Origin of the sequence: Lysobacter sp. MMG2 (assembly GCF_016735495.2) — a bacterium.
Taxonomy (GTDB): Bacteria; Pseudomonadota; Gammaproteobacteria; order Xanthomonadales; family Xanthomonadaceae; genus Lysobacter_J.
Genome location: NZ_JAERQY020000001.1, coordinates 338,529 through 356,024, shown reverse-complemented (window position 1 = coordinate 356,024; position 17,496 = coordinate 338,529). Strand labels below are relative to the sequence as shown.

General features: G+C 69.4%; 18 protein-coding genes. 11 read left to right on the top strand and 7 right to left on the bottom strand.

What is annotated here, in order from left to right:
• Positions 1-205: 205 nt before the first annotated feature.
• On the top strand, positions 206-3,559 hold the full coding sequence (locus tag JI752_RS01545) for a PAS-domain containing protein (protein WP_216958300.1): 3,354 nt from the start codon (positions 206-208) through the stop codon (positions 3,557-3,559).
• A gap of 403 nt (positions 3,560-3,962) precedes the next feature.
• Here the strand turns inward: JI752_RS01545 and JI752_RS01540 are convergent, their stop codons facing one another.
• Positions 3,963-4,628 (bottom strand): response regulator transcription factor, encoded by a 666-nt coding sequence (locus tag JI752_RS01540; protein WP_216958298.1) that lies wholly within the window; start codon positions 4,626-4,628, stop codon positions 3,963-3,965.
• 95 nt (positions 4,629-4,723) lie between these two features.
• Between JI752_RS01540 and JI752_RS01535 the strand changes: the two genes are divergently transcribed.
• The 8 genes from JI752_RS01535 (at position 4,724) to JI752_RS01500 (ending at position 11,689) form a co-directional block, all read left to right on the top strand.
• Complete coding sequence (locus tag JI752_RS01535; RefSeq protein ID WP_216958295.1) at positions 4,724-6,541, top strand: D-(-)-3-hydroxybutyrate oligomer hydrolase; 1,818 nt, start codon at positions 4,724-4,726, stop codon at positions 6,539-6,541.
• 288 nt (positions 6,542-6,829) lie between these two features.
• Entirely contained in the window at positions 6,830-7,447 is a 618-nt protein-coding gene (locus JI752_RS01530) for a phosphatidylcholine/phosphatidylserine synthase (protein ID WP_216958293.1), read from the top strand.
• Between the two features lie 73 nt (positions 7,448-7,520).
• On the top strand, positions 7,521-8,564 hold the full coding sequence (gene phaE, locus JI752_RS01525) for a class III poly(R)-hydroxyalkanoic acid synthase subunit PhaE (protein ID WP_216958291.1): 1,044 nt from the start codon (positions 7,521-7,523) through the stop codon (positions 8,562-8,564).
• A complete protein-coding gene (locus JI752_RS01520; protein ID WP_216958289.1) occupies positions 8,564-9,640 on the top strand; it encodes a class III poly(R)-hydroxyalkanoic acid synthase subunit PhaC in 1,077 nt (358 codons plus the stop codon). The genes phaE and JI752_RS01520 overlap by 1 nt, the downstream gene beginning before the upstream one ends.
• 168 nt (positions 9,641-9,808) lie before the next feature.
• Entirely contained in the window at positions 9,809-10,543 is a 735-nt protein-coding gene (locus tag JI752_RS01515; protein WP_216958287.1) for an SGNH/GDSL hydrolase family protein, read from the top strand.
• Positions 10,544-10,607: 64 nt separating this feature from the next.
• Positions 10,608-10,931 (top strand): DUF5329 domain-containing protein, encoded by a 324-nt coding sequence (locus JI752_RS01510; RefSeq protein ID WP_216961708.1) that lies wholly within the window; start codon positions 10,608-10,610, stop codon positions 10,929-10,931.
• 47 nt (positions 10,932-10,978) lie between these two features.
• A complete protein-coding gene (locus tag JI752_RS01505; protein WP_216958285.1) occupies positions 10,979-11,176 on the top strand; it encodes a PspC domain-containing protein in 198 nt (65 codons plus the stop codon).
• A 75-nt stretch (positions 11,177-11,251) separates the two neighbouring features.
• On the top strand, positions 11,252-11,689 hold the full coding sequence (locus JI752_RS01500) for a hypothetical protein (protein ID WP_254200138.1): 438 nt from the start codon (positions 11,252-11,254) through the stop codon (positions 11,687-11,689).
• A gap of 4 nt (positions 11,690-11,693) precedes the next feature.
• Here JI752_RS01500 and JI752_RS01495 read toward each other — a convergent pair whose 3' ends face one another.
• Positions 11,694-12,611: a rhodanese-like domain-containing protein gene (locus tag JI752_RS01495; RefSeq protein ID WP_216958281.1), complete on the bottom strand. Its 918-nt coding sequence runs from the start codon at positions 12,609-12,611 to the stop codon at positions 11,694-11,696.
• Positions 12,612-12,720: 109 nt separating this feature from the next.
• On the bottom strand, positions 12,721-13,509 hold the full coding sequence (locus JI752_RS01490) for an NRDE family protein (RefSeq protein WP_216958279.1): 789 nt from the start codon (positions 13,507-13,509) through the stop codon (positions 12,721-12,723).
• 193 nt (positions 13,510-13,702) lie between these two features.
• Between JI752_RS01490 and JI752_RS01485 the strand changes: the two genes are divergently transcribed.
• Both JI752_RS01485 and JI752_RS01480 read left to right on the top strand, forming a co-directional pair.
• Complete coding sequence (locus tag JI752_RS01485) at positions 13,703-13,909, top strand: hypothetical protein (protein ID WP_216958277.1); 207 nt, start codon at positions 13,703-13,705, stop codon at positions 13,907-13,909.
• A 36-nt stretch (positions 13,910-13,945) separates the two neighbouring features.
• Entirely contained in the window at positions 13,946-14,455 is a 510-nt protein-coding gene (locus JI752_RS01480; protein ID WP_216958275.1) for a DUF1579 family protein, read from the top strand.
• Positions 14,456-14,464: 9 nt separating this feature from the next.
• Here JI752_RS01480 and JI752_RS01475 read toward each other — a convergent pair whose 3' ends face one another.
• The 4 genes from JI752_RS01475 to JI752_RS01460 form a co-directional block, all read right to left on the bottom strand.
• Entirely contained in the window at positions 14,465-14,689 is a 225-nt protein-coding gene (locus JI752_RS01475; protein ID WP_216958273.1) for a hypothetical protein, read from the bottom strand.
• Positions 14,690-14,761: 72 nt separating this feature from the next.
• A complete protein-coding gene (locus JI752_RS01470) occupies positions 14,762-15,433 on the bottom strand; it encodes a MarC family protein (protein ID WP_216958271.1) in 672 nt (223 codons plus the stop codon).
• Positions 15,434-15,443: 10 nt separating this feature from the next.
• Positions 15,444-15,932 (bottom strand): DUF202 domain-containing protein, encoded by a 489-nt coding sequence (locus JI752_RS01465; RefSeq protein WP_216958269.1) that lies wholly within the window; start codon positions 15,930-15,932, stop codon positions 15,444-15,446.
• Between the two features lie 620 nt (positions 15,933-16,552).
• On the bottom strand, positions 16,553-17,470 hold the full coding sequence (locus tag JI752_RS01460) for an NAD(P)-dependent oxidoreductase (protein ID WP_216958267.1): 918 nt from the start codon (positions 17,468-17,470) through the stop codon (positions 16,553-16,555).
• Between the last annotated feature and the right edge of the window lie 26 nt (positions 17,471-17,496).

Here is a 17,496-nt window from a genome sequence, read left to right as displayed (position 1 = left end):
AAGGCGGATGAGGGGAAACGAAGCGTCACGGTCTTTACCGTCAGTGCATTACTGCACTGCGGGTTGTCCCTTGACACTCCGTTGCCCCTCACCCCAACCCCTCTCCCGGTGGTAGAGGGGCTCCAGATCTTCTGAGAGGGCGGGCGAAGAAATCGAATGCGCGCCGCTTTCGCTATCCTGCAGCCATGAGCCGAACCGCGTGCCCATGCTGAGCTTCACCACCGTCGCCCTCGCCAGCCTGGCGTGGCTGGCGCTGATGTTCGGCACGGCGTTGTACGCCGAGCGCCGGCCGACCGTGCTGGCGCGGCAATGGCGCCATGTGTATGCGCTCTCGCTGGCGGTGCACTGCACCTCGTGGACCTTCTACGGCACCGTGACGCAGGCCGCGCGCTACGGCTGGCCGCTGCCGCCGACCTTCCTGGGCGCGATCCTGCTGTACGGACTGGCGATCGCCTTCATGGTGAAGCTCGTGCGCCTGTCGCGCGAGACGAATGCGACCTCGCTCGCCGACCTCATCGCCACGCGCCTGGGCAAGGACGCGTGGCTGGCGGCGACGGTGACGCTGATCGCCGCGCTGGGCCTGATCCCGTACATCGCGCTGCAACTGAAAGCCGTGGCGATGAGTTTCGCCATGCTCACCACGCGCACCGCCGAGGGCGCCGCCGCGCCGGCGTGGCAGGACAGCGCGCTGTACGTCGCGCTGGCGATGGCGTTGTTCGCGATGCTGTTCGGCACGCGCCGCGCGAGCGCTGCCGAGCACAACCGCGGCCTGGTGCTGGCGATGGCGTTCGAATCGGTGTTCAAGCTCGCCGCGATGCTGGCGCTGGGCGCGTTCGTCTGGTTCGGCCTGGGCGAGCTGCCGCAGGGCGCGACCGCGCCGCCGCCGCCGCGCGCGGCCGATGGCTTCGCACCGCTGGTGCTGCTGGGCGCGCTGGCGATGTTCATCCTGCCGCACCAGTTCCACGTCGGCGTGGTCGAGTGCCGCGACGAGCGCGACGTGCGCACGGCGCGTTGGCAGTTTCCGCTGTACCTGGTGCTGATCGCGCTGCCGGTGCTGCCGCTGGCGACGGCGGGGCAGGCCTTGCTGGCCGGGACCGGCGTGCCGTCGGACCTGTACGTGCTGGCACTGCCGCTGTCGCAGGGGCAGGAAGGCCTGGCGCTGTTCGCCTTCCTCGGCGGCCTCAGCGCGGCGACCGGCATGGTGGTGGTGAGCACGCTCACGCTCAGCCTGATGATCGGCAACCACTGGTTCGCGCCCGGCCTGCTGCGCGGTGCGTGGTCGCGCAACGACGGCAGCGATCTGCGCGGAAGCGTGATCGCGCTGCGTCGCTGCGGCATCGTGGCGATCATGCTGCTGGCGTGGGCGTACAGCCGCCTGCTCGCGGGCAGCGACGCGCTGGCCGACGTGGGCGCGGTGTCGTTCTCGGCGCTGGCGACGCTGGCGCCGGTGCTGTGCTTCGCGGTGTGGCGACCGCAGACGCCGGCGCGCGCGGCAGTGATCGGGATCGTGGCGGGTTTCGCGGCGTGGGCGTGGGTGCTGTTGCTGCCGATGACCTTCGAAGCGCGCGGCACGCCGCCGGCGTGGATCGACGCCGGGCCGTTCGGCATGGGCTGGCTCGCGCCCGACGGCCTGTTCGGGCTGACGGGCTGGAGTCGCCTGGGGCGCGCGGTCGGTGCGAGCCTGTTCGTCGGCACGCTGGCGACGGTGGTGGCGGCGTTGTGGCGGCGCGAGGCGCCGCGTCGCGCGCATCGCGGCCTGGACGTGCGCACGTTGCGCGACGCCGGCCTGCGCTTCCTGCCGCGCGAGCGCGTGACGCAGCTGCTGGAAGACGGCCCGGGCGAGGGCCCGGTGCCGGCGCCCATCGAAGCGCGCATCGAGCGCGAACTGGCTGCGGTGTTGGGTTCGGCGTCGGCGCGTGTGCTGCTCGACGCGGCGCGACGCGCCACCGGGCACGACCTGGACACGGTCGCGGCGATCGTCGGCGAAGCCTCGGCCGACCTGCGCTTCAACCAGCGCGTGCTCGAAGCCGCATTGCAGAACATGAGCCAGGGCATCAGCGTGGTTGATGCCGACCTGCGCCTGGTCGCGTGGAATCGCCGCTACGCCGAGCTGTTCGATTTCCCGCCGGAGCTGCTGCAGGTGGGGCGCCCGATCGCCGAACTCTCGCGCTGGGCATTGCAGCGCCTGCCCGCACGCGCCTGGAGCGAACGCGAGCTGGAACGCGCACTGGAACGCCGCCTGGCCTTCATGCGCGCCGGCACGCTGCACCTGTCCGAGCGCGTGCTGCCCGACGGCAGCATCGTCGAGATCCGCGGCAACCCGATGCCGGGCGGTGGCTTCGTCGCCACCTTCACCGACGTCACCGCGTTCCGCCGCGCCGAGGCCGGTCTGATCATGGCGAACGAGACGCTGGAGCAGCGCGTCGTGGAGCGCACCGCGGATCTGGAAGTCGCCAAGCGCGAGGCCGAACGTGCGAACGAAGCCAAGAGCCGCTTCCTCGCCGCCATCGGCCACGACCTGATGCAGCCGCTGCACGCCGCGCAGTTGTTCGCCGATGCGCTGGGCCAGCAGGTGCACGACGCGCGCCAGCGCGAAACCGTGGCGCAGATTGGCGGCGCGCTGGATTCCACCAACGACCTGCTGACCGGCCTGCTCGACATGTCGCGACTGGAAGCCGGCGGCCTGGTGCCGCAGCCGCGCGCCTTCCCGCTGGCCGACGTGCTGGAGCCGCTGGCTTCGGAGTTCCGCGCGATCTCCGCTGCGCGTGGGTTGGCGTTCCGCTTCGTCGGCACGCGCGGCTGGACGCACAGCGATCCGCAGCTGCTGCGCCGCGTGCTGCAGAACTTCCTCGCCAACGCCGTGCGTTACACGCCGCGCGGCAGTGTGCTGCTGGGCGTGCGCCGTGACGGCGACGGGTTGCGCGTCGAAGTGCACGACACCGGGCCCGGCATCGCGGACGACCAGCGGGCGGCGATCTTCGAGGAATTCCGTCGCGGCGAAGACGCGCCGGGGCAGGGATTGGGGCTGGGCCTGTCGATCGCCGAGCGCATCGCGCAACTGCTCGACGCACCGCTGTCGCTGCGCAGCCGGATCGGCGCGGGCACGGTGTTCGCGGTGCGCGTCGCGCAGGCAGCGCGTCCAGCCGCCGCGTCGCACGCCGTGGCGATGCGCGAAGACGGGCCGCTGCGCGTGCTGCTGGTCGACAACGATCCGTTGGCGATGGACGCGCTGGCGACCGTGCTGCAACGCTGGGGCTATGACGTGGTCACCGCGCTCGACGGCGTGGAAGCGGAGGCCGCGCTGCATCGCGCGCCGGCTGCGTTGTGGCTGTTCGACTACCACCTCGACGACGGCGATACCGGCGTACTGCTGACGCAGCGGTTGGCGTCGCAGTTCGGCGCGCGTCCGACGCTGATCCTCAGCGCCGATCGTGGCGAGGACGTGCGCCGCGCCGTGCATGAAGCGGGGTTGTCGCTGCTCGCCAAACCTGTGAAACCGCTGGCGTTGAAGTCGGTGCTCGACCGTGCGCTGGTGGCGCGGGAGCTCGAGTTGTCCTGACGCATTCGTAGCCCGGGTAAGCGCAGCGCACCCGGGTTTCCAGATCGGCTCACGGGTCGAAACCCGGGTGCGCTGCGCTTACCCGGGCTACGTGCTGGCGGCGCGGGAGTTGGAGTTGTCGTGAGGCGGGGCGTCCCTCAACGTCTCGAACCGACATTCTCGCAATCCGTCATCCCGGCGAAGGCCGGGACCCAGGCCGTCACGCGTGAAGACTTCCATTCCGTCATCCCAGCGAAAGCTGGGATCCATGTTGCTCTTGCCTGTCCATCTGCTTACCCGGCCTCGAACAGCCATATGGATTCCAGCTTTCGCTGGAATGACGAGATGGAGCGGATGACGTGACAGCCTGGGTCCCGGCCTTCGCCGGGATGACGGCGATAGAGGGGCTGCAACGGACTGAAAATCAGGACGCCAACTGCCGCGCCGGATCAGCCAGTTCCAGTTCGCGCAGCACGACACTGGCCTGCGTGCGGTTGCGCACGCCCAGACGTTCGAAGATCGCCGACAGGTGCGCCTTCACCGTGCGTTCCTGCACGTCCAGGCGGTCGGCGATCTGCTTGTTGAGCAGGCCCTGCGCCACCAGCGTGAGCACGCGGAACTGTTGCGGCGACAGGCTCGCCAGGCGCGCGGCGAGGTCGGCGTCGCCGCTGTCGCTCTGCATGCGCGCCACCGCCGCACGCAGCGACGCGGGCAGCCATTGCTCGCAGGCGAGCACGGCGCGGATGGCGTCGCGCAGTTCGTCCAGGCCGGCGCTCTTGGGCAGGTAGCCGGCGGCGCCGTGGTCGAGCGCGCGACGCACCACGCGCGGGTCGTCGTTGGCCGACACCACCACCACCGCCACGCCGGGGTACTGCGCGCGGATCGCCGCCAGCCCGGCCAGGCCGTGATTGCCCGGCATGTGCAGGTCGAGCAGGACCAGGTCGATGCCGCCGTCGGCCTCCAGCGCGGCGAGCACCGCATCGAGGCTGCCGGCTTCCTGGATCTCCGCCTCCGCCACGGCCTCCATCGCCGCCTGCCGCAGCGCGGCGCGGAACAGCGGGTGGTCGTCGGCGATCAGCAGGGTCGGCATGGCACCAGCCTAGCAAGCGTGCGCGCATCCGGGGCGGCGCCGTGCTGGTACGAAAGTACGATGGGCGTGGCGCAGGGCCTTGCTAGGCTCGCCGCATGAACCCGACCTGCGTCCGCATCGCCGTCGTCGCCGGGGCCGCGCTCGCGCTGGCCGCCTGTGCCACATCCCGTCCACGCACCGCGAAGGAGGCTGCGCCGGTGTTCTCGCAATCGCGCACGACCGAACATCGCGGCAACGACGACCTGCTCACCGGCGGGCTCGGGCTGGCGGGGTTGCGTGCGATCACGCCGCCCGCGTTCGCCGATGCCGAACATCCCACGCCGGCCGAACTGCGCCGTCGTGCGCTGTGGGCCAACTGGCGCGGCATCGCCGACCTCGCGCCGGGCGGCGGTTATGGCGAGCTCTACGGCAGCGTCGCCGCGGTGCCGGGCCGTGAGTTCAGCGCGTTCGCCACTGTCGCCGGTGCGAGCCAGCCGCACCGCGTGCTGGTGCAGATTCCCGATGCATTCGATGCGGGCAAGCGCTGCGTGGTGGTCACGGCTTCGTCGGGTTCGCGCGGCATCTACGGCGCGATTGCCGTGGCCGGCGCCTGGGGCCTGCCGAAGGGTTGCGCGGTGGCGTACACCGACAAGGGCGCGGGCACGGACTACTTCGACCTGGATGCGGGGCAGGGCGTGCGTGCGGACGGCACGGTCGTTGCGCGCGGCGAAGGCCTGGCGTTCGAGCCGGTGACCACGGCGTCGTCCGGCGTGGCCTTCAAGCATGCGCATTCCAAAGACAACCCCGAGGCCGATTGGGGCCGCCACGTAAAGCAGGCGGCGCAATTCGCGCTGCAATCGCTGGACGCGGCATTTCCGCAGTCCGCGCCGTTCGATTTCGGCAATACGCGGGTGATCGCGGTGGGACTGTCCAACGGCGGCGGCGCGGTGCTGCGCGCGGCGGAACTGGACGGCGACTGGCTCGACGCCGTGGTGGCGGGCGAGCCGAACGTGTACGTCGAAGGCGCGCGTCCGCTGTACGACTACACGACGCAGGCGGCGCTGCTGATGCCCTGCGCGCTGCTCCACCTGCAGAACCTGCCGCAGCCGCCGTTGTCGGCGCAGGTCGCGCCGCTGTGGGCGCAGCGCTGCGCGGCGTTGAAGGCGAGCGGCGCGATCCAGGGCGACGACACCGCGGCGCAGGCGCGCTCGGCGTACGAAGCGATGAAAGCCGCCGGCTGGACCGACCAGGCCCTGCGCGCCGGTGCGCTGTCGGTCGGCTTCGATCTGTGGCGCGCGGTGGCGGTGACCTATGCGTCGGCCTACGGTCGCTACGGTTTCGGCGAACTGCCGTGCGGCAACCGCTACAGCGCGCTCGATGCCAATTTCAGCCCGCGCGCCGCCACCGCGGCCGAACGCGCGGCCTGGTGGTCGGACGCCAGCGGCATACCGCCCGGCGCGGGCGTGAACATCGTGGAACCCAACCCGACCTCGCCACTCACCACGCTGCAATGCCTGCGCGGGCTGTGGACCGGCGACGACGACAACGCCCGGCGGGTGAAGCAGGGCGTGGCGGAAACGCGCGCGGGCCTGCCGCGCGATGGTGTGCCGATGGTGGTCATCCACGGCACCGACGACGGCCTGATCCCGCCCGCCTTCAGCAGCGTGCCGTACGTGCGCGCGGCCCAGGCCGCCGGTCGCGACGTGCGCTACTGGCAGGTGCGCAACGCGCAGCATTTCGACGCGTTCCTGGGATTGCCGGACTACGGCGCGCGCTACGTGCCGCTGCTGCCTTACGTGTATGCGGCGCTGGATCGGGTGAGCGCGCACCTGGACGGTGGCGGTACGTTGCCGAGCGACGCGGTGATCGAAACGACGCCGCGCGGGGCGGGGAAGGCGTTGCAGGCGTCGGATCTGGCGATGCCGCGCGATTGACCCTTCTCCCGCTTGCGGGAGAAGGGGCCCGAAGAGCCTGCCCGGGACGTGATCCGGGGGTGGATGAGGGAGGCGGAGCCTCACGCGATGGCTGCGCGGTGCTGTAAGGCACTCGCTGCCCTGTGCAACGACTTCGTTGCCCTCACCCAAGCCCTTTCCCGCAAGCGGGAGAGGGGCTCTGGCCTGAGAGGGAGCTTTTGTCTGAAAGCCCCGTGCTTATCCTTTTGCCTCTTGCTGGCTTCACACCCGTTGCGGCACGCTGGGGGCTTCCCGCACACGGAGCGCCGCATGCCGCGTCGCCATTTCTCGATGTTGCGCGAGTTCCACCTCGCCGACTGGTTCACGCTGGCCAACGCCTTCTGCGGCACCGGCGCGATCTTCGCCGCGATGCGCTTCCTGCAGGACGGGGTGGTGAACGACCTGCTCATCGGCATGGCGCTTATCCCGCTGGCCTTCATCTTCGACGCGCTGGACGGACGCGTGGCGCGCTGGCGCAAGTCGGCGTCCACGCTCGGGCGCGAGCTGGATTCGCTGGCCGACGTGATCTCCTTCGGCGTCGCGCCCGCGGCCCTGGCCTATGCCTGCGGCCTGCAGGGCGGCTGGGACTGGATCGTGCTGAGCTACTTCGTCGGCTGCGGCGTGAGCCGCCTGGCGCGCTACAACGTCACCGCCGAGGCGCTGTCCGGCGGCGACGACAAGGTGAAGTACTTCGAGGGCACGCCGATCCCGACCAGCCTGGCGCTGGTGATCGTGCTGGCCGTCGCCGCCTCGCAAGGCGCGATCGGCGACAACCTGTGGCTGGGCATGGTCCAGCTGGGACCGTGGCAGTTCCATCCGCTGGTGCTGATGTTCGCGCTGTCGGGCTCGCTGATGATCAGCAAGACGCTGCGCATTCCCAAGCCCTGAGCGCCGCCGCGGCGCCTGTCACATGGGCGTGGTCGCGGCATTGATACCATCGCCGTCTTCCCCGATGGCGGTGATGGCGATGCAGGGCGTGGACGATCTTGAAGCGTGGGGCCGGCGTTACTGGAGCGCGTGGGGCGATGCCCTGCGTGCGACGCAGCCCCAGTCCTCCGGTACGGCGATGCCGGGCTGGAACGAAGCGATCGGCTGGTGGTCGCAGTTCGCGCGCGGTGGCCTGCCGCAGGGCGACGAGGCCGTGTCGCGCTTCAACGCGCAGGCGCAGGGCTGGTTCGGGCAGATGCAGCAGCTGGCGGCGCAGTTCGCCGGGCGCCAGGCGAATGCGGCGGATATCGCATCGGCGTGGAAACAGGCGCTGGGCGGCGACGGCGCCAACCCGTTCGCGCAGATGTTCGCCAGCATGCCGGGCAGTGCGCAGACCGATCCGTCGAAATGGTTCGAGGCGTTCGCACCGTGGCTGCAGTCGATGCGGCGCGAAGGGCGCTCGTGGCTGGATCTGCCCGCGTTCGGTTTCGCACGCGAGCACCAGGAGCGCTGGCAGCATATCGCCCAGGCGCAGATGGACATGCAATCGCAGAGCCAGGCCTACCAGACGCTGCTGGCCGAGGCCGGGCAGGACGCCTTCACGCGCTTCGAGCGAAAGCTGGAGGAGCGCAGCGCGCCGGGCAAGCAGCTGGACTCCGTGCGTGCGCTGTTCGACCTGTGGATCGACGCCGCCGAGGAGGCGTATGCGGACATCGCGTTGTCGCCGCGCTTCCGTGACGCCTACGCCGCGCTGGTCAACGCACAGATGACGCTGCGCGGCCGGATGCAGAAGGAAGTCGAGCAGCTGAGCACGCAGTTCGGCATGCCCACGCGGACGGAAGTGGATTCGGCGCATCGCAAGATCGTGGAGCTGGAACGCGAGCTGCGTCGACTGCGCGATGCGCTGCACGCGCGCGGGCCGTCGGAGGAAGCGCCGCGCGCCCCACGCGCCGCGCCTGCCGAACCGCCGCCGCGACCGGCCGCACCGCGCAAGGCATCGGCGGCGACGAAGCCTGCGAAGAAGGCGGTGAAGAAGACCGCTGCCAAGACCGCCGGCAAGACGGGGAGGGCGCGCTGATGGACGGATTCGGTCCACTGGGCTTCACGCCCGACACGCTGGCGCAGGAATCGCTCCGCTTCCAGGCCAAGCTGCGCGCCGGCCTGGACACGCTGCACCAGGTGCACGACATCGACTACGGCGCGACCGCGCGCGAGGAAGTCTGGCGCGACGGCAAGGTCGCGCTGTACCGCTTCCGCGGCGACCGTGCGCCGACCGCGCGCGTTCCGCTGCTGATCGTCTACGCGCTGGTGAACCGGCCGTACATGGTGGACCTTCAGAACGACAAGTCGATCGTGCGCGGCCTGCTCGAACGCGGCGAGGACGTGTACGTGCTCGACTGGGGCTATCCGGACCGCTCCGATCGCTATCTCGAGCTGGAGGATTACATCCAGCGCTACATCGGCGGCGCGGTGGATCACCTGCGCCGCGAGTACCGCATGGACGCAGTGAACGTGCTGGGCATCTGCCAGGGCGGCGCGTTCTCGCTGTGCTACGCCGCGCTCAATCCGCACAAGCTGCGCAACCTCATCACGATGGTCACGCCGGTGGACTTCCACACCAGCGACAACATGCTGGGCAACTGGACGCGCGGGCTGGACGTGGATCTGTTCGTCGACACGCTGGGCAACGTGCCGGCGGATGTCATGAACTGGTGCTACCTCACGCTCAAGCCGTGGCGGCTGTTCGTGCAGAAGTACGTGGGCATGGTGGACGTGCTGGACGATCCGAAGGCGCTGGAGGATTTCCTGCGCATGGAGAAGTGGATCTTCGATTCGCCCGACCAGGCCGGCGAAGCGTTCCGCCAGTTCATCAAGCAGTTCTACCAGGGCAACGGTTTCATCAAGGGCGGCATCGACATCGGCGGGCGCGCGGTGGACCTGCGCCAGATCGAGGTGCCGATCCTCAACATCTACGCCGAACAGGACCACCTCGTGCCGCCGGCATCGTCGAAGGCACTGGAAGGACTGACCGGCACCGACGACTACAGCGAGCTGTCGTTCCGTGGCGGCCACATCGGCATCTACGTGTCGAGCCGCGCGCAGCGCGAAGTGCCACAGGCGATCCACGACTGGTTGGCGCAGCGGGCGAAGTAGGGCGCAAAAGCCGTGAGTCCCGCGCAGGCGGGACGCCCGCGCGCAGTCGACGACACACGCGCCGTCGGCGGCATGACGTGTTCCTATCGCCACCTGAAGCGCACCCGTCCACGCCGCGTGACGAAGGTCTGCTTCCGCGCATCCGACGAGATGGTTTCGACATCGCGCATGTCAGACTTGCGCGATTCTCGAAGGACGCGTCCCGTGACCCGAATTGCCCTGATTCTCTGCGTGGCCCTGCTCGGTGCCTGCGCTTCGCACAAACCGATCGACAGCGTCCCGTCGGCCGCGGTTCCCGTCGCCGACTCCTCGCAGTGGGAAGCCGACATCGTCGCCTTCGAACAGGCCGACAGCGTAGTGCGGCGCCGGCCGGGCGGCGTGGTGTTCGTGGGCAGCTCGTCGATCCGGATGTGGGAGACGATGCCGGACGACTTCCCCGGCGTGGCCACCATCAACCGCGGCTTCGGCGGTTCGCGCGTGCGCGATTCGACCTACTACGCCGATCGCATCGTCACGCCGTACCAGCCCAGGGCCGTGGTGTTCTACGCCGGCGACAACGACCTGCAGGAAGGCCGCACCCCGCAGCAGGTGCGCGACGATTTCGCCGCCTTCGTCGAGAAGGTGCATGCGCAGTTGCCGAACGTGACGATCGGCTTCGTGGCGATCAAGCCCAGTCCGTCGCGCGCAGCCACGCTGCCGCAGATCCGCGAGGCCAATGCGCTCGTGCGCGAGTACGCGCAGAAAGCGCCGGGCGTGGATTACCTCGACGTCTACCTGCCGATGCTCGACGCGCAGGGGCAGCCGCGTGCGGAACTGTTCGTGGAGGACCGGCTGCACATGAATGCCAGCGGCTACGCGATCTGGGCCGGCGTCGTGCGGCCGTGGCTGGCCGGACTACAGTGATGCCATGAACGCGTCGCGAGCACTGCAGGCATCGCTGGTGGGTCTCGTATTCGCGCTGGGCGCGATGTCCGGTTGGGCCGCTCCGCCGCCGCAGGCGCAGCGCGAGATCGGCCAGCTCATCGACTCACTGGGCCGCTCCGGCTGCGAGTTCCAGCGCAACGGCACGTGGTACCCGGCCGGCGAGGCGCGCGCGCACCTGCAGCGCAAGTACGACTACCTGCGCAAGCGCGACATGGTCGCCACCGCCGAGCAGTTCATCGAACGCGCCGGCACCCAGAGCAGCATGAGCGGCCGGGCGTACGCCGTGCGCTGCCCCGGCCAGGGCACCGTGCCGTCGGCGCAGTGGCTGGGCGCGCGGCTGTCGGCGATTCGTCACGCGACGCCCTGACGCCGGGCGCTAGACTGGCGGCGCATCCAGCCACCGGACGCGCCGCCATGAACGCCACGCGCACGCTCTACCGCTCCCGTCACGACCGCATGGTCGCCGGCGTCATCGGCGGCTTCGCCCGCCGCTTCGGCTGGAACTCCACGCTGCTGCGTGCGCTGTACGTGCTCGTGTCCATCGCATCGGCCGCGTTCCCCGGCATCCTCGTCTACCTGATCCTCTGGCTGCTCATTCCCGAGGGCGACTGAGTCCGATCGTTCGCGTCCGGGGAGACGCAGGCGATGCGCTAGGCTGCGCGCATGCCGATGCTTCGACGATTGCCCATGCTCCATCGAGTGCTCATCGCGCTGGGCGCGCTGTGGACGTTGCCCAATACGCTGGTCGGGCTGCTGCTCGGCGCGCTCGGACTGGCGTTCGGCGCGCATGCGCACTGGCGCGGACGCGAGATGGCGCTGGTCTTCCACCGCTGGCCCTGGGGGCCGGGTGGGGCGATCACCTTCGGCAACGTGATCCTGCACACCGGCGACGACCTGGATTCGCCCTGCGTCACCTACGCGCACCGGGCCGGCCATGGCGATGAACCGCCGATCGTGCTGGCCGATCACGAACGCGCGCATGTCTACCAATACCTCGCGCTGGGCCCGTTGTTCCTGCCGCTGTACCTGCTGTCGGGCGGCATCAGCGTGCGTAACCGCTTCGAGCGCGCGGCCGATCGCTACGCCAGCACGGGACGGGGTTGGTGGCCCTGGTCGGCGTCCTGAGGGTTCAGTCGAACGCGACGAGGTTCCCGTCGCTCTTCCACGCGCTGAAACCACCCGCCAGCGGCCGCACGCGTTTGAAGCCGCGCTTGTTGAGCGCGCGCGCCAGCACGGCGGCCGACGCCTCGCTCGGGCAGTCGCAATAGACGATCACTTCCTCGCGCGGCATCAACGTGGCGTCGGCGACCGTCTGCACGAACACCGCGCCCGGGATCCAACCGGTGAGTGCGCGCTGCGGTTCGGGGCGCACGTCGAGGATCAGCGGAGGCGATTCACCGTCCATGAGCTGCTTCAGCTCCGACGGCGTGATCCTGGCCATGCGCAGCTGACGCTGGAACATCGCCCGTCGCCAGTACTTCCACAGCACGAACGCGGCGATCAGCGCGAGCACCACCGGCACCGTCATGCGGCCCAGCGCTTCGAGTTGTTCGAGCACGCTGTTGACCGCCTCGTGGAATACTGCGCCGAGCGCGACCGCCACGCCCGCCCACAACAAGGCGCCGATGCCGTCGAACAACAGGAAGCGGCCCGGGCGGGTACCGGTCTCGCCGGCGAGCGTGGTCGCCACGGCGGCGAAACCCGGGATGAACTTGGCGACGATCAGCGACGGCGGTCCCCATCGACCGTAGATGCCGCGCGTCATCAGCACGCACGAGTCCGGCGATAGCGACAGCCGGCACATCAGGCGCAGCAGTTTCGCGCCGAGGCGGCGTCCGCCGACGTACCAGAGCCAGTCCGCGAGCACCGCGGCGAGCGCGGCCACGAGCACGATCGGCCACACGCTCTTGCCCTGGTCGGTGGCGAGGGCGGCGGTGAGGATGATGGGCGGATACGCCGGCACCGGGATGCCGCCCTGGTCGAGCAGCACGCTGACGAAGACGACCAGCAGGCCGTAGACGGCGATCAGGTGGAGGAGGGTGTCCATGGACGATCCATGGCGCCGTGGGGGCGGTGGCGCCATGGTAGGCGCGCCGCTTTCCGGCGGATAGCACGTCCGTGCATCGCAGCGTGCCGCCGATGGACCGCTGGCGTGTTCAGGCGATGGGGAAGGTCGCGCGCGTGCGTCCCAGGCGCACACCGTCCGGGCCGAAGCCCTGTTCGACGAACGTGATGCGCGCGTCCTCGATCAGCACCACGGAACTGCAGCGCGTGCCGTAACGCTCGCCGCGCACGAACGGCGGGGAGAGCAGGCGTTCCAGCTCGAGCCCGACGCCGGTGTCGGGCAGCGTGTCGTCCGGTGCGGCCGTGGTGTCGGCGAGGGCGTCGAACAACGGGGACAGGGCCGCGTCGTCGGTGGCGCCGTCGAGCGCGGCGGGGCTGGCGAGCCAGCGCTCCAGCGCGCGGGTCGCGTGCCCGCTCTTCGGCCACGGCGCATCGAACGCGCCATTGGACATGGCGTGCAGGCCGGGGGCGACAGCGTGGGTCTGAAAGGCCGGGTAATTGCTGGCGAAAGCGAGCTCCTGGCCGTCATAGGCCAGGGTGTTGAAGCGGCCGTACTCGGCGGCGTGCGGGGCGATGGAGGCGAGGGCCTCCTGTGCGCTGGCGCGGCCGGCGGCGAACCCGCGCACCAGCGCTCCACGCGAGCGCGGCATCGTGCCCTCCGGCGGACCGGCCCGCACGTTGGTGACGGCGGCCAGACGCCCGTGCGTGGACGCCATCAGCCAGCCGCCGCCGGCCAGCAGGTCGCGGCCGCCGTAGACGGTCGAATCGTCCGGGTCGGCGCCCGCCGGCGACGTCGGGCGGGCATGCGCCTCGTCGCGATTGGCGATGAGGGCGAGCCGATAGCGGGGATGGTGCTTCCAGGAGAGGGCGATCAGGCACATGCAATCAGCCACATACGGAGAAATCGACAAGAGGAATCATCACCGGGTTCAGCTGACCCGGCTGGAGCAGTGTAGGGATAGTCCTACAAAGCCGTAGTGCCCGCGCTGACTGTGACGGGCAGAAAACCTAGGCAGCCTATGAATCCGTCCCCCCACGTCCCACAGGACGTCCCCCAGCCGGGAGGAGCCCCTCATGTACCGCGTCGAACTATCTCGCCACGACGGCGGCCTGATGCAACAGCAGATTGCCGAAGCGTCCGCTGACTACACCAGCGCAGAAGCCGCGCTGGCTGCGGTGTTGCCGCAGGCCAAACGCTGCGCCGAAAAAAGCCAGCAGGCCTTGTGGCTGCGCATCTACGACGAGCGCTCCCGCGTCGTGTTCGGTACGCTGCTGCCCTGAGCGGCGGGCGTGCTCCCGCCCAACCGGGAGCACGACATGGGAAAGAAGGAATTCGAAGCCTCCATCGCCAACGGTGCCCACCGCCGCATGGCGGGGATGATCGGCGAATGGGAAGGGACGTTCCGCCTGTGGTTCCAGCCCGACCACGTCGCATGCGAGGCGCCGCAGCGCGGCACGATCCGCGGCGTTCTCGATGGCCGCTTCCTGCTGCACGAATACCGCACGCGTTTCGACGAAGAGCCGATCGAAGGGCTGGCCCTCTACGGCCTGCACCTGGACGACAACGCCTACGAGTCCGCGTGGGTGGAAAGCTTCGGCACCGGAACCAGCATCATGTTCTCCACCGGCCCGGCGACGGCGGAGCATTTCAACGTGCTGGGTAGCTACGGCGACGGGCAGGGCGGTCCGCGCTGGGACTGGCGCACCGAGATCGAACAGCCCGATCCCGACCAGCTCATCATCACCATGACCAACATCTCGCCCCAGGGCGAAGCGGCGCGAGCCGTGGAAGTGCGCTATCGCCGGGTGACGAACGCCGGCGTGTGAGGCGGTCGGTCAGACACCCTGTCGGTGCAGCCGCAGCGCGACGCCGTTGGCGACGATGGCGAAGCAGTCCGCATCGATGCGGTCCACCGCGCCGCCGTCGCTGAGGTGATACGAACGCAGTCCTTCCACGCGCCGCTGCCCCGCCGCGCTGCGCGTGTCGATGTAGGTGCGGCGCACATGGACGGTGTAGCGATTGCCGGCGTCGTCGTAGGCGCTGAAGGTCTCGTTCGGCATGATCGGCTCCCCTGGGGCGGCCGACACGATCCGGTATCGGCGTCTCGCCGGTTGAGATCGCGCATCGCGCCGTCAGGTCACGATGCGCAATCCCATCTGCCCCAGCGACATCACGATGAACTGCAGCGCCAGCGCGACCTGCAGGATGCCCAGCACCGCGCCGAGGATCTGCAACACGAGCGGGCCGAAGCCGCGCATCACGGTGCGTGCGAACAGCATCGCCAGCAGGTTCAGCGCCATCACCGCGATCGCCAGCCCGAGCACGGACACCGAACGCTGCATGTCCGCGCTGATCGCCATCAGCACGATCACGGTAGCCACGCCGTAAGGCGTGACCGCGATGGGGAACACCAGGCGCATCAATTGCGGCTCCGGCGGCGCGTCGGCGGGTGGCGTCGGCGGCTCGTATTGCGACAAGACCATCTGCAATGCCACCAGCAGGAACACCAGCCCGGCGGCGAGTTGCATCACGGTCGGCGCGATCTGCCATTTCCGCAGCAGTGACGCGCCCAGGAAGGCGGCCACCAGCACCGCCGCCACCGAGATCGCGAACACTTTCCACGCTATCGCCCGCGCCTGCGCCGGCGGGAGCGCGCGGGTCTGCATGAAGAACGGGCCGATCAGTTTCAACGGTCCCAGCATGATGAAGAAGAACAGGAAGACCTTCGATGCACTCAACGTGTAGGTGTGCGACGCGGCGACGGCCGGGGCGGTCTGCAGGAACGTGAGCAGTTCGATGGGCATGGTCGAAACCTCAGAACAGGAACAACCACACGGCCGTCAGCCCGCCCATGACGAGCAGGCCAAAGCTGGCGACGATCGTGCCCTTCTGGCGCGCCACGTACTGGCCTTTCTCGATGTCTTCCCCGACGCGCCAGTAGCGGTAGATCGACCACACCAGCAGGATCAGCCCCAGCACCACCATCCCGATGCCGGCCTGCCCGCTGTTCTCCAGCAGCGGCCGGGTGCCCTCCGGCGCCTTGCCTTGCTGGATGAGGTAAATGCTGAAGCGATTGAGCGTGATGCCGAAGCCCACCAGCGACACCGTCGTGCGCAGGTAGCTCAGATGCGTGCGTTCGTTGGCCAGGTGCGAGCGCAGGTTCGACACCTGCGTGCGATATACCGACAGCCGCGTGCGGTACATCGACAAGGTCGTCGACGACGTGGCCGCATCGGGCTTGTCCTGGATCTGCGCGGCGAGTTCCGCAGGAAGCGGGGGAGGGGTGGGATCGACGGCACTCATCGGATGCGGCCTCGCGTTTTCGGGAAACGGTGGACGGCGATTGGTGCGATACCGGGCACGCAGGCGCCGGGCCTGCGAACAATGTCGCGCGGTTCGTTAGTGTGGTGTGAGATGCGAACGGCGATCGGATGCTGCCTGCCGACCCGAAGAAAACGAAAAGGCCAGGTCGTAAGACCTGGCCTTTCGAAATCCTGGTGCCGGAAGTGGGACTCGAAGAATTCTGAATGCACCGGAAATTATTGGGCTATTGCATGCGTGATCAATTCTTGTACCCCCACAGGTACCCCATGTGGGTGAGGAAGGTGACACGGGCCGGCTCCGTCCCGCTCAGGCGTTGGCGAACATCCGCTTCTGGCCGATGGCGGACGGGGAGGGCAGCGATTCGACCGCGGCACCAGGGAGCAAAACCGGCGATGACCGGGCCTCATCGCAGGCATGCCGATTGCCTTAGTCGTGCTCGTGCTCGGGCTGGGTATTGCTGGAGTCTGGCCGCTTCGACACATCGAACGTGCGGCCGCCCCTCGGGCCCGTTGGGCGCCGCACCGGTCGTGACGGAGGACGGAACGGTTGGGGGCTGCCCGTCGCTCGTCACGATCACTTCGCGCCGGGCGTGCCTGACCTCATCGCTCCACGGCGATCCACGGCTGCGGTCGCGGTGAGAACCCCAGCTTGTCGCGCGCGCGACGGTTGGACGCGCCGGTCAATTGCGTGTGGTAATAGACTGCTTCCTCGCCCGCACTCCGCAGCGCCTCCTCCACGCCGATCCGCGGCGGTGGCGGCGCATCGATCCAGCGCGCGAACGCCGGCAACCACTGTGCGACAGGCAACGGATGGTCGTCCACGACGTTGTAGACACCCGGCTCCGCCGTGAGCGACGCGACGGTCGCCGCGACCGCGTCGTCGATGTGGACGAAGGACCACACCGCGTCGCCTTCCCCGATGATGCCCGCGAGGCCGTCACGCACCTGCGCGGCGATAGCGCCATCGGGGGCATACCACGTGCCGGGCCCGTGGAAGAAACCGTAGCGCAGGATCACTCCGTCGATCGACGGTGCCTGCAATACGTGCTGCTCGTACTCGCCGATCGCACGCGCGCTTTCGCCGACGACGCCGGGCGCATCGTGGCGCAGGCCGGCGTTCTCGTCGGCGAGTCGCCTCTGCGGCGCCTCCAGGTAGAATCCGCGCGACTGCATCACGTAGCGGCGAACGCCCGCTGCGCGCGCGGCGGCGAGCAGGTGGGCGCGGCCTTCGCGTTGCAGGCGCGTGTCGTTGGGCATCGAGCGGATGAGATCGGCGGGATCGGCGGGCAGCCAAGTGAGCTGGTCGATGATCGCGTCTGGGCTCGCTGCTTCGATCGCATCGCGCACGGCAAGCGCGTCGAATGCGTCGGCGAGGGAAACGGCAGCGCCCAGTTCGCGCAGGCGGTGCACGCCGGGGCCGTCGCGGGTCATGCCGGTCACGTCGTGACCCAGCGCGCATAACACGCGCACCAGCGGCAGGCCCAGGGCGCCGGTGGCGCCCGCTACGAAAATCTTCATGGGTGTGTCGCTCCTGACGCCGCGGC

Excerpts from the sequence above, each read along its gene's own strand:
- JI752_RS01535 (WP_216958295.1), top strand. The coding sequence starts at position 4,724 with ATGAACCCGACCTGCGTCCGCATCGCCGTCGTCGCCGGGGCCGCGCTC.
- JI752_RS01510 (WP_216961708.1), top strand. The coding sequence starts at position 10,608 with ATGTCCGGTTGGGCCGCTCCGCCGCCGCAGGCGCAGCGCGAGATCGGC.
- JI752_RS01530 (WP_216958293.1), top strand. The coding sequence starts at position 6,830 with ATGCCGCGTCGCCATTTCTCGATGTTGCGCGAGTTCCACCTCGCCGAC.
- JI752_RS01545 (WP_216958300.1), top strand. The coding sequence starts at position 206 with ATGCTGAGCTTCACCACCGTCGCCCTCGCCAGCCTGGCGTGGCTGGCG.
- JI752_RS01505 (WP_216958285.1), top strand. The coding sequence starts at position 10,979 with ATGAACGCCACGCGCACGCTCTACCGCTCCCGTCACGACCGCATGGTC.
- JI752_RS01485 (WP_216958277.1), top strand. The coding sequence starts at position 13,703 with ATGTACCGCGTCGAACTATCTCGCCACGACGGCGGCCTGATGCAACAG.
- JI752_RS01540 (WP_216958298.1), bottom strand. The coding sequence starts at position 4,628 with ATGCCGACCCTGCTGATCGCCGACGACCACCCGCTGTTCCGCGCCGCG.
- JI752_RS01480 (WP_216958275.1), top strand. The coding sequence starts at position 13,946 with ATGGGAAAGAAGGAATTCGAAGCCTCCATCGCCAACGGTGCCCACCGC.
- JI752_RS01460 (WP_216958267.1), bottom strand. The coding sequence starts at position 17,470 with ATGAAGATTTTCGTAGCGGGCGCCACCGGCGCCCTGGGCCTGCCGCTG.
- JI752_RS01515 (WP_216958287.1), top strand. The coding sequence starts at position 9,809 with ATGTCAGACTTGCGCGATTCTCGAAGGACGCGTCCCGTGACCCGAATT.
- JI752_RS01475 (WP_216958273.1), bottom strand. The coding sequence starts at position 14,689 with ATGCCGAACGAGACCTTCAGCGCCTACGACGACGCCGGCAATCGCTAC.
- JI752_RS01470 (WP_216958271.1), bottom strand. The coding sequence starts at position 15,433 with ATGCCCATCGAACTGCTCACGTTCCTGCAGACCGCCCCGGCCGTCGCC.
- JI752_RS01520 (WP_216958289.1), top strand. The coding sequence starts at position 8,564 with ATGGACGGATTCGGTCCACTGGGCTTCACGCCCGACACGCTGGCGCAG.
- JI752_RS01465 (WP_216958269.1), bottom strand. The coding sequence starts at position 15,932 with ATGAGTGCCGTCGATCCCACCCCTCCCCCGCTTCCTGCGGAACTCGCC.
- JI752_RS01500 (WP_254200138.1), top strand. The coding sequence starts at position 11,252 with ATGCTCCATCGAGTGCTCATCGCGCTGGGCGCGCTGTGGACGTTGCCC.
- JI752_RS01495 (WP_216958281.1), bottom strand. The coding sequence starts at position 12,611 with ATGGACACCCTCCTCCACCTGATCGCCGTCTACGGCCTGCTGGTCGTC.
- phaE (WP_216958291.1), top strand. The coding sequence starts at position 7,521 with ATGGCGATGCAGGGCGTGGACGATCTTGAAGCGTGGGGCCGGCGTTAC.
- JI752_RS01490 (WP_216958279.1), bottom strand. The coding sequence starts at position 13,509 with ATGTGCCTGATCGCCCTCTCCTGGAAGCACCATCCCCGCTATCGGCTC.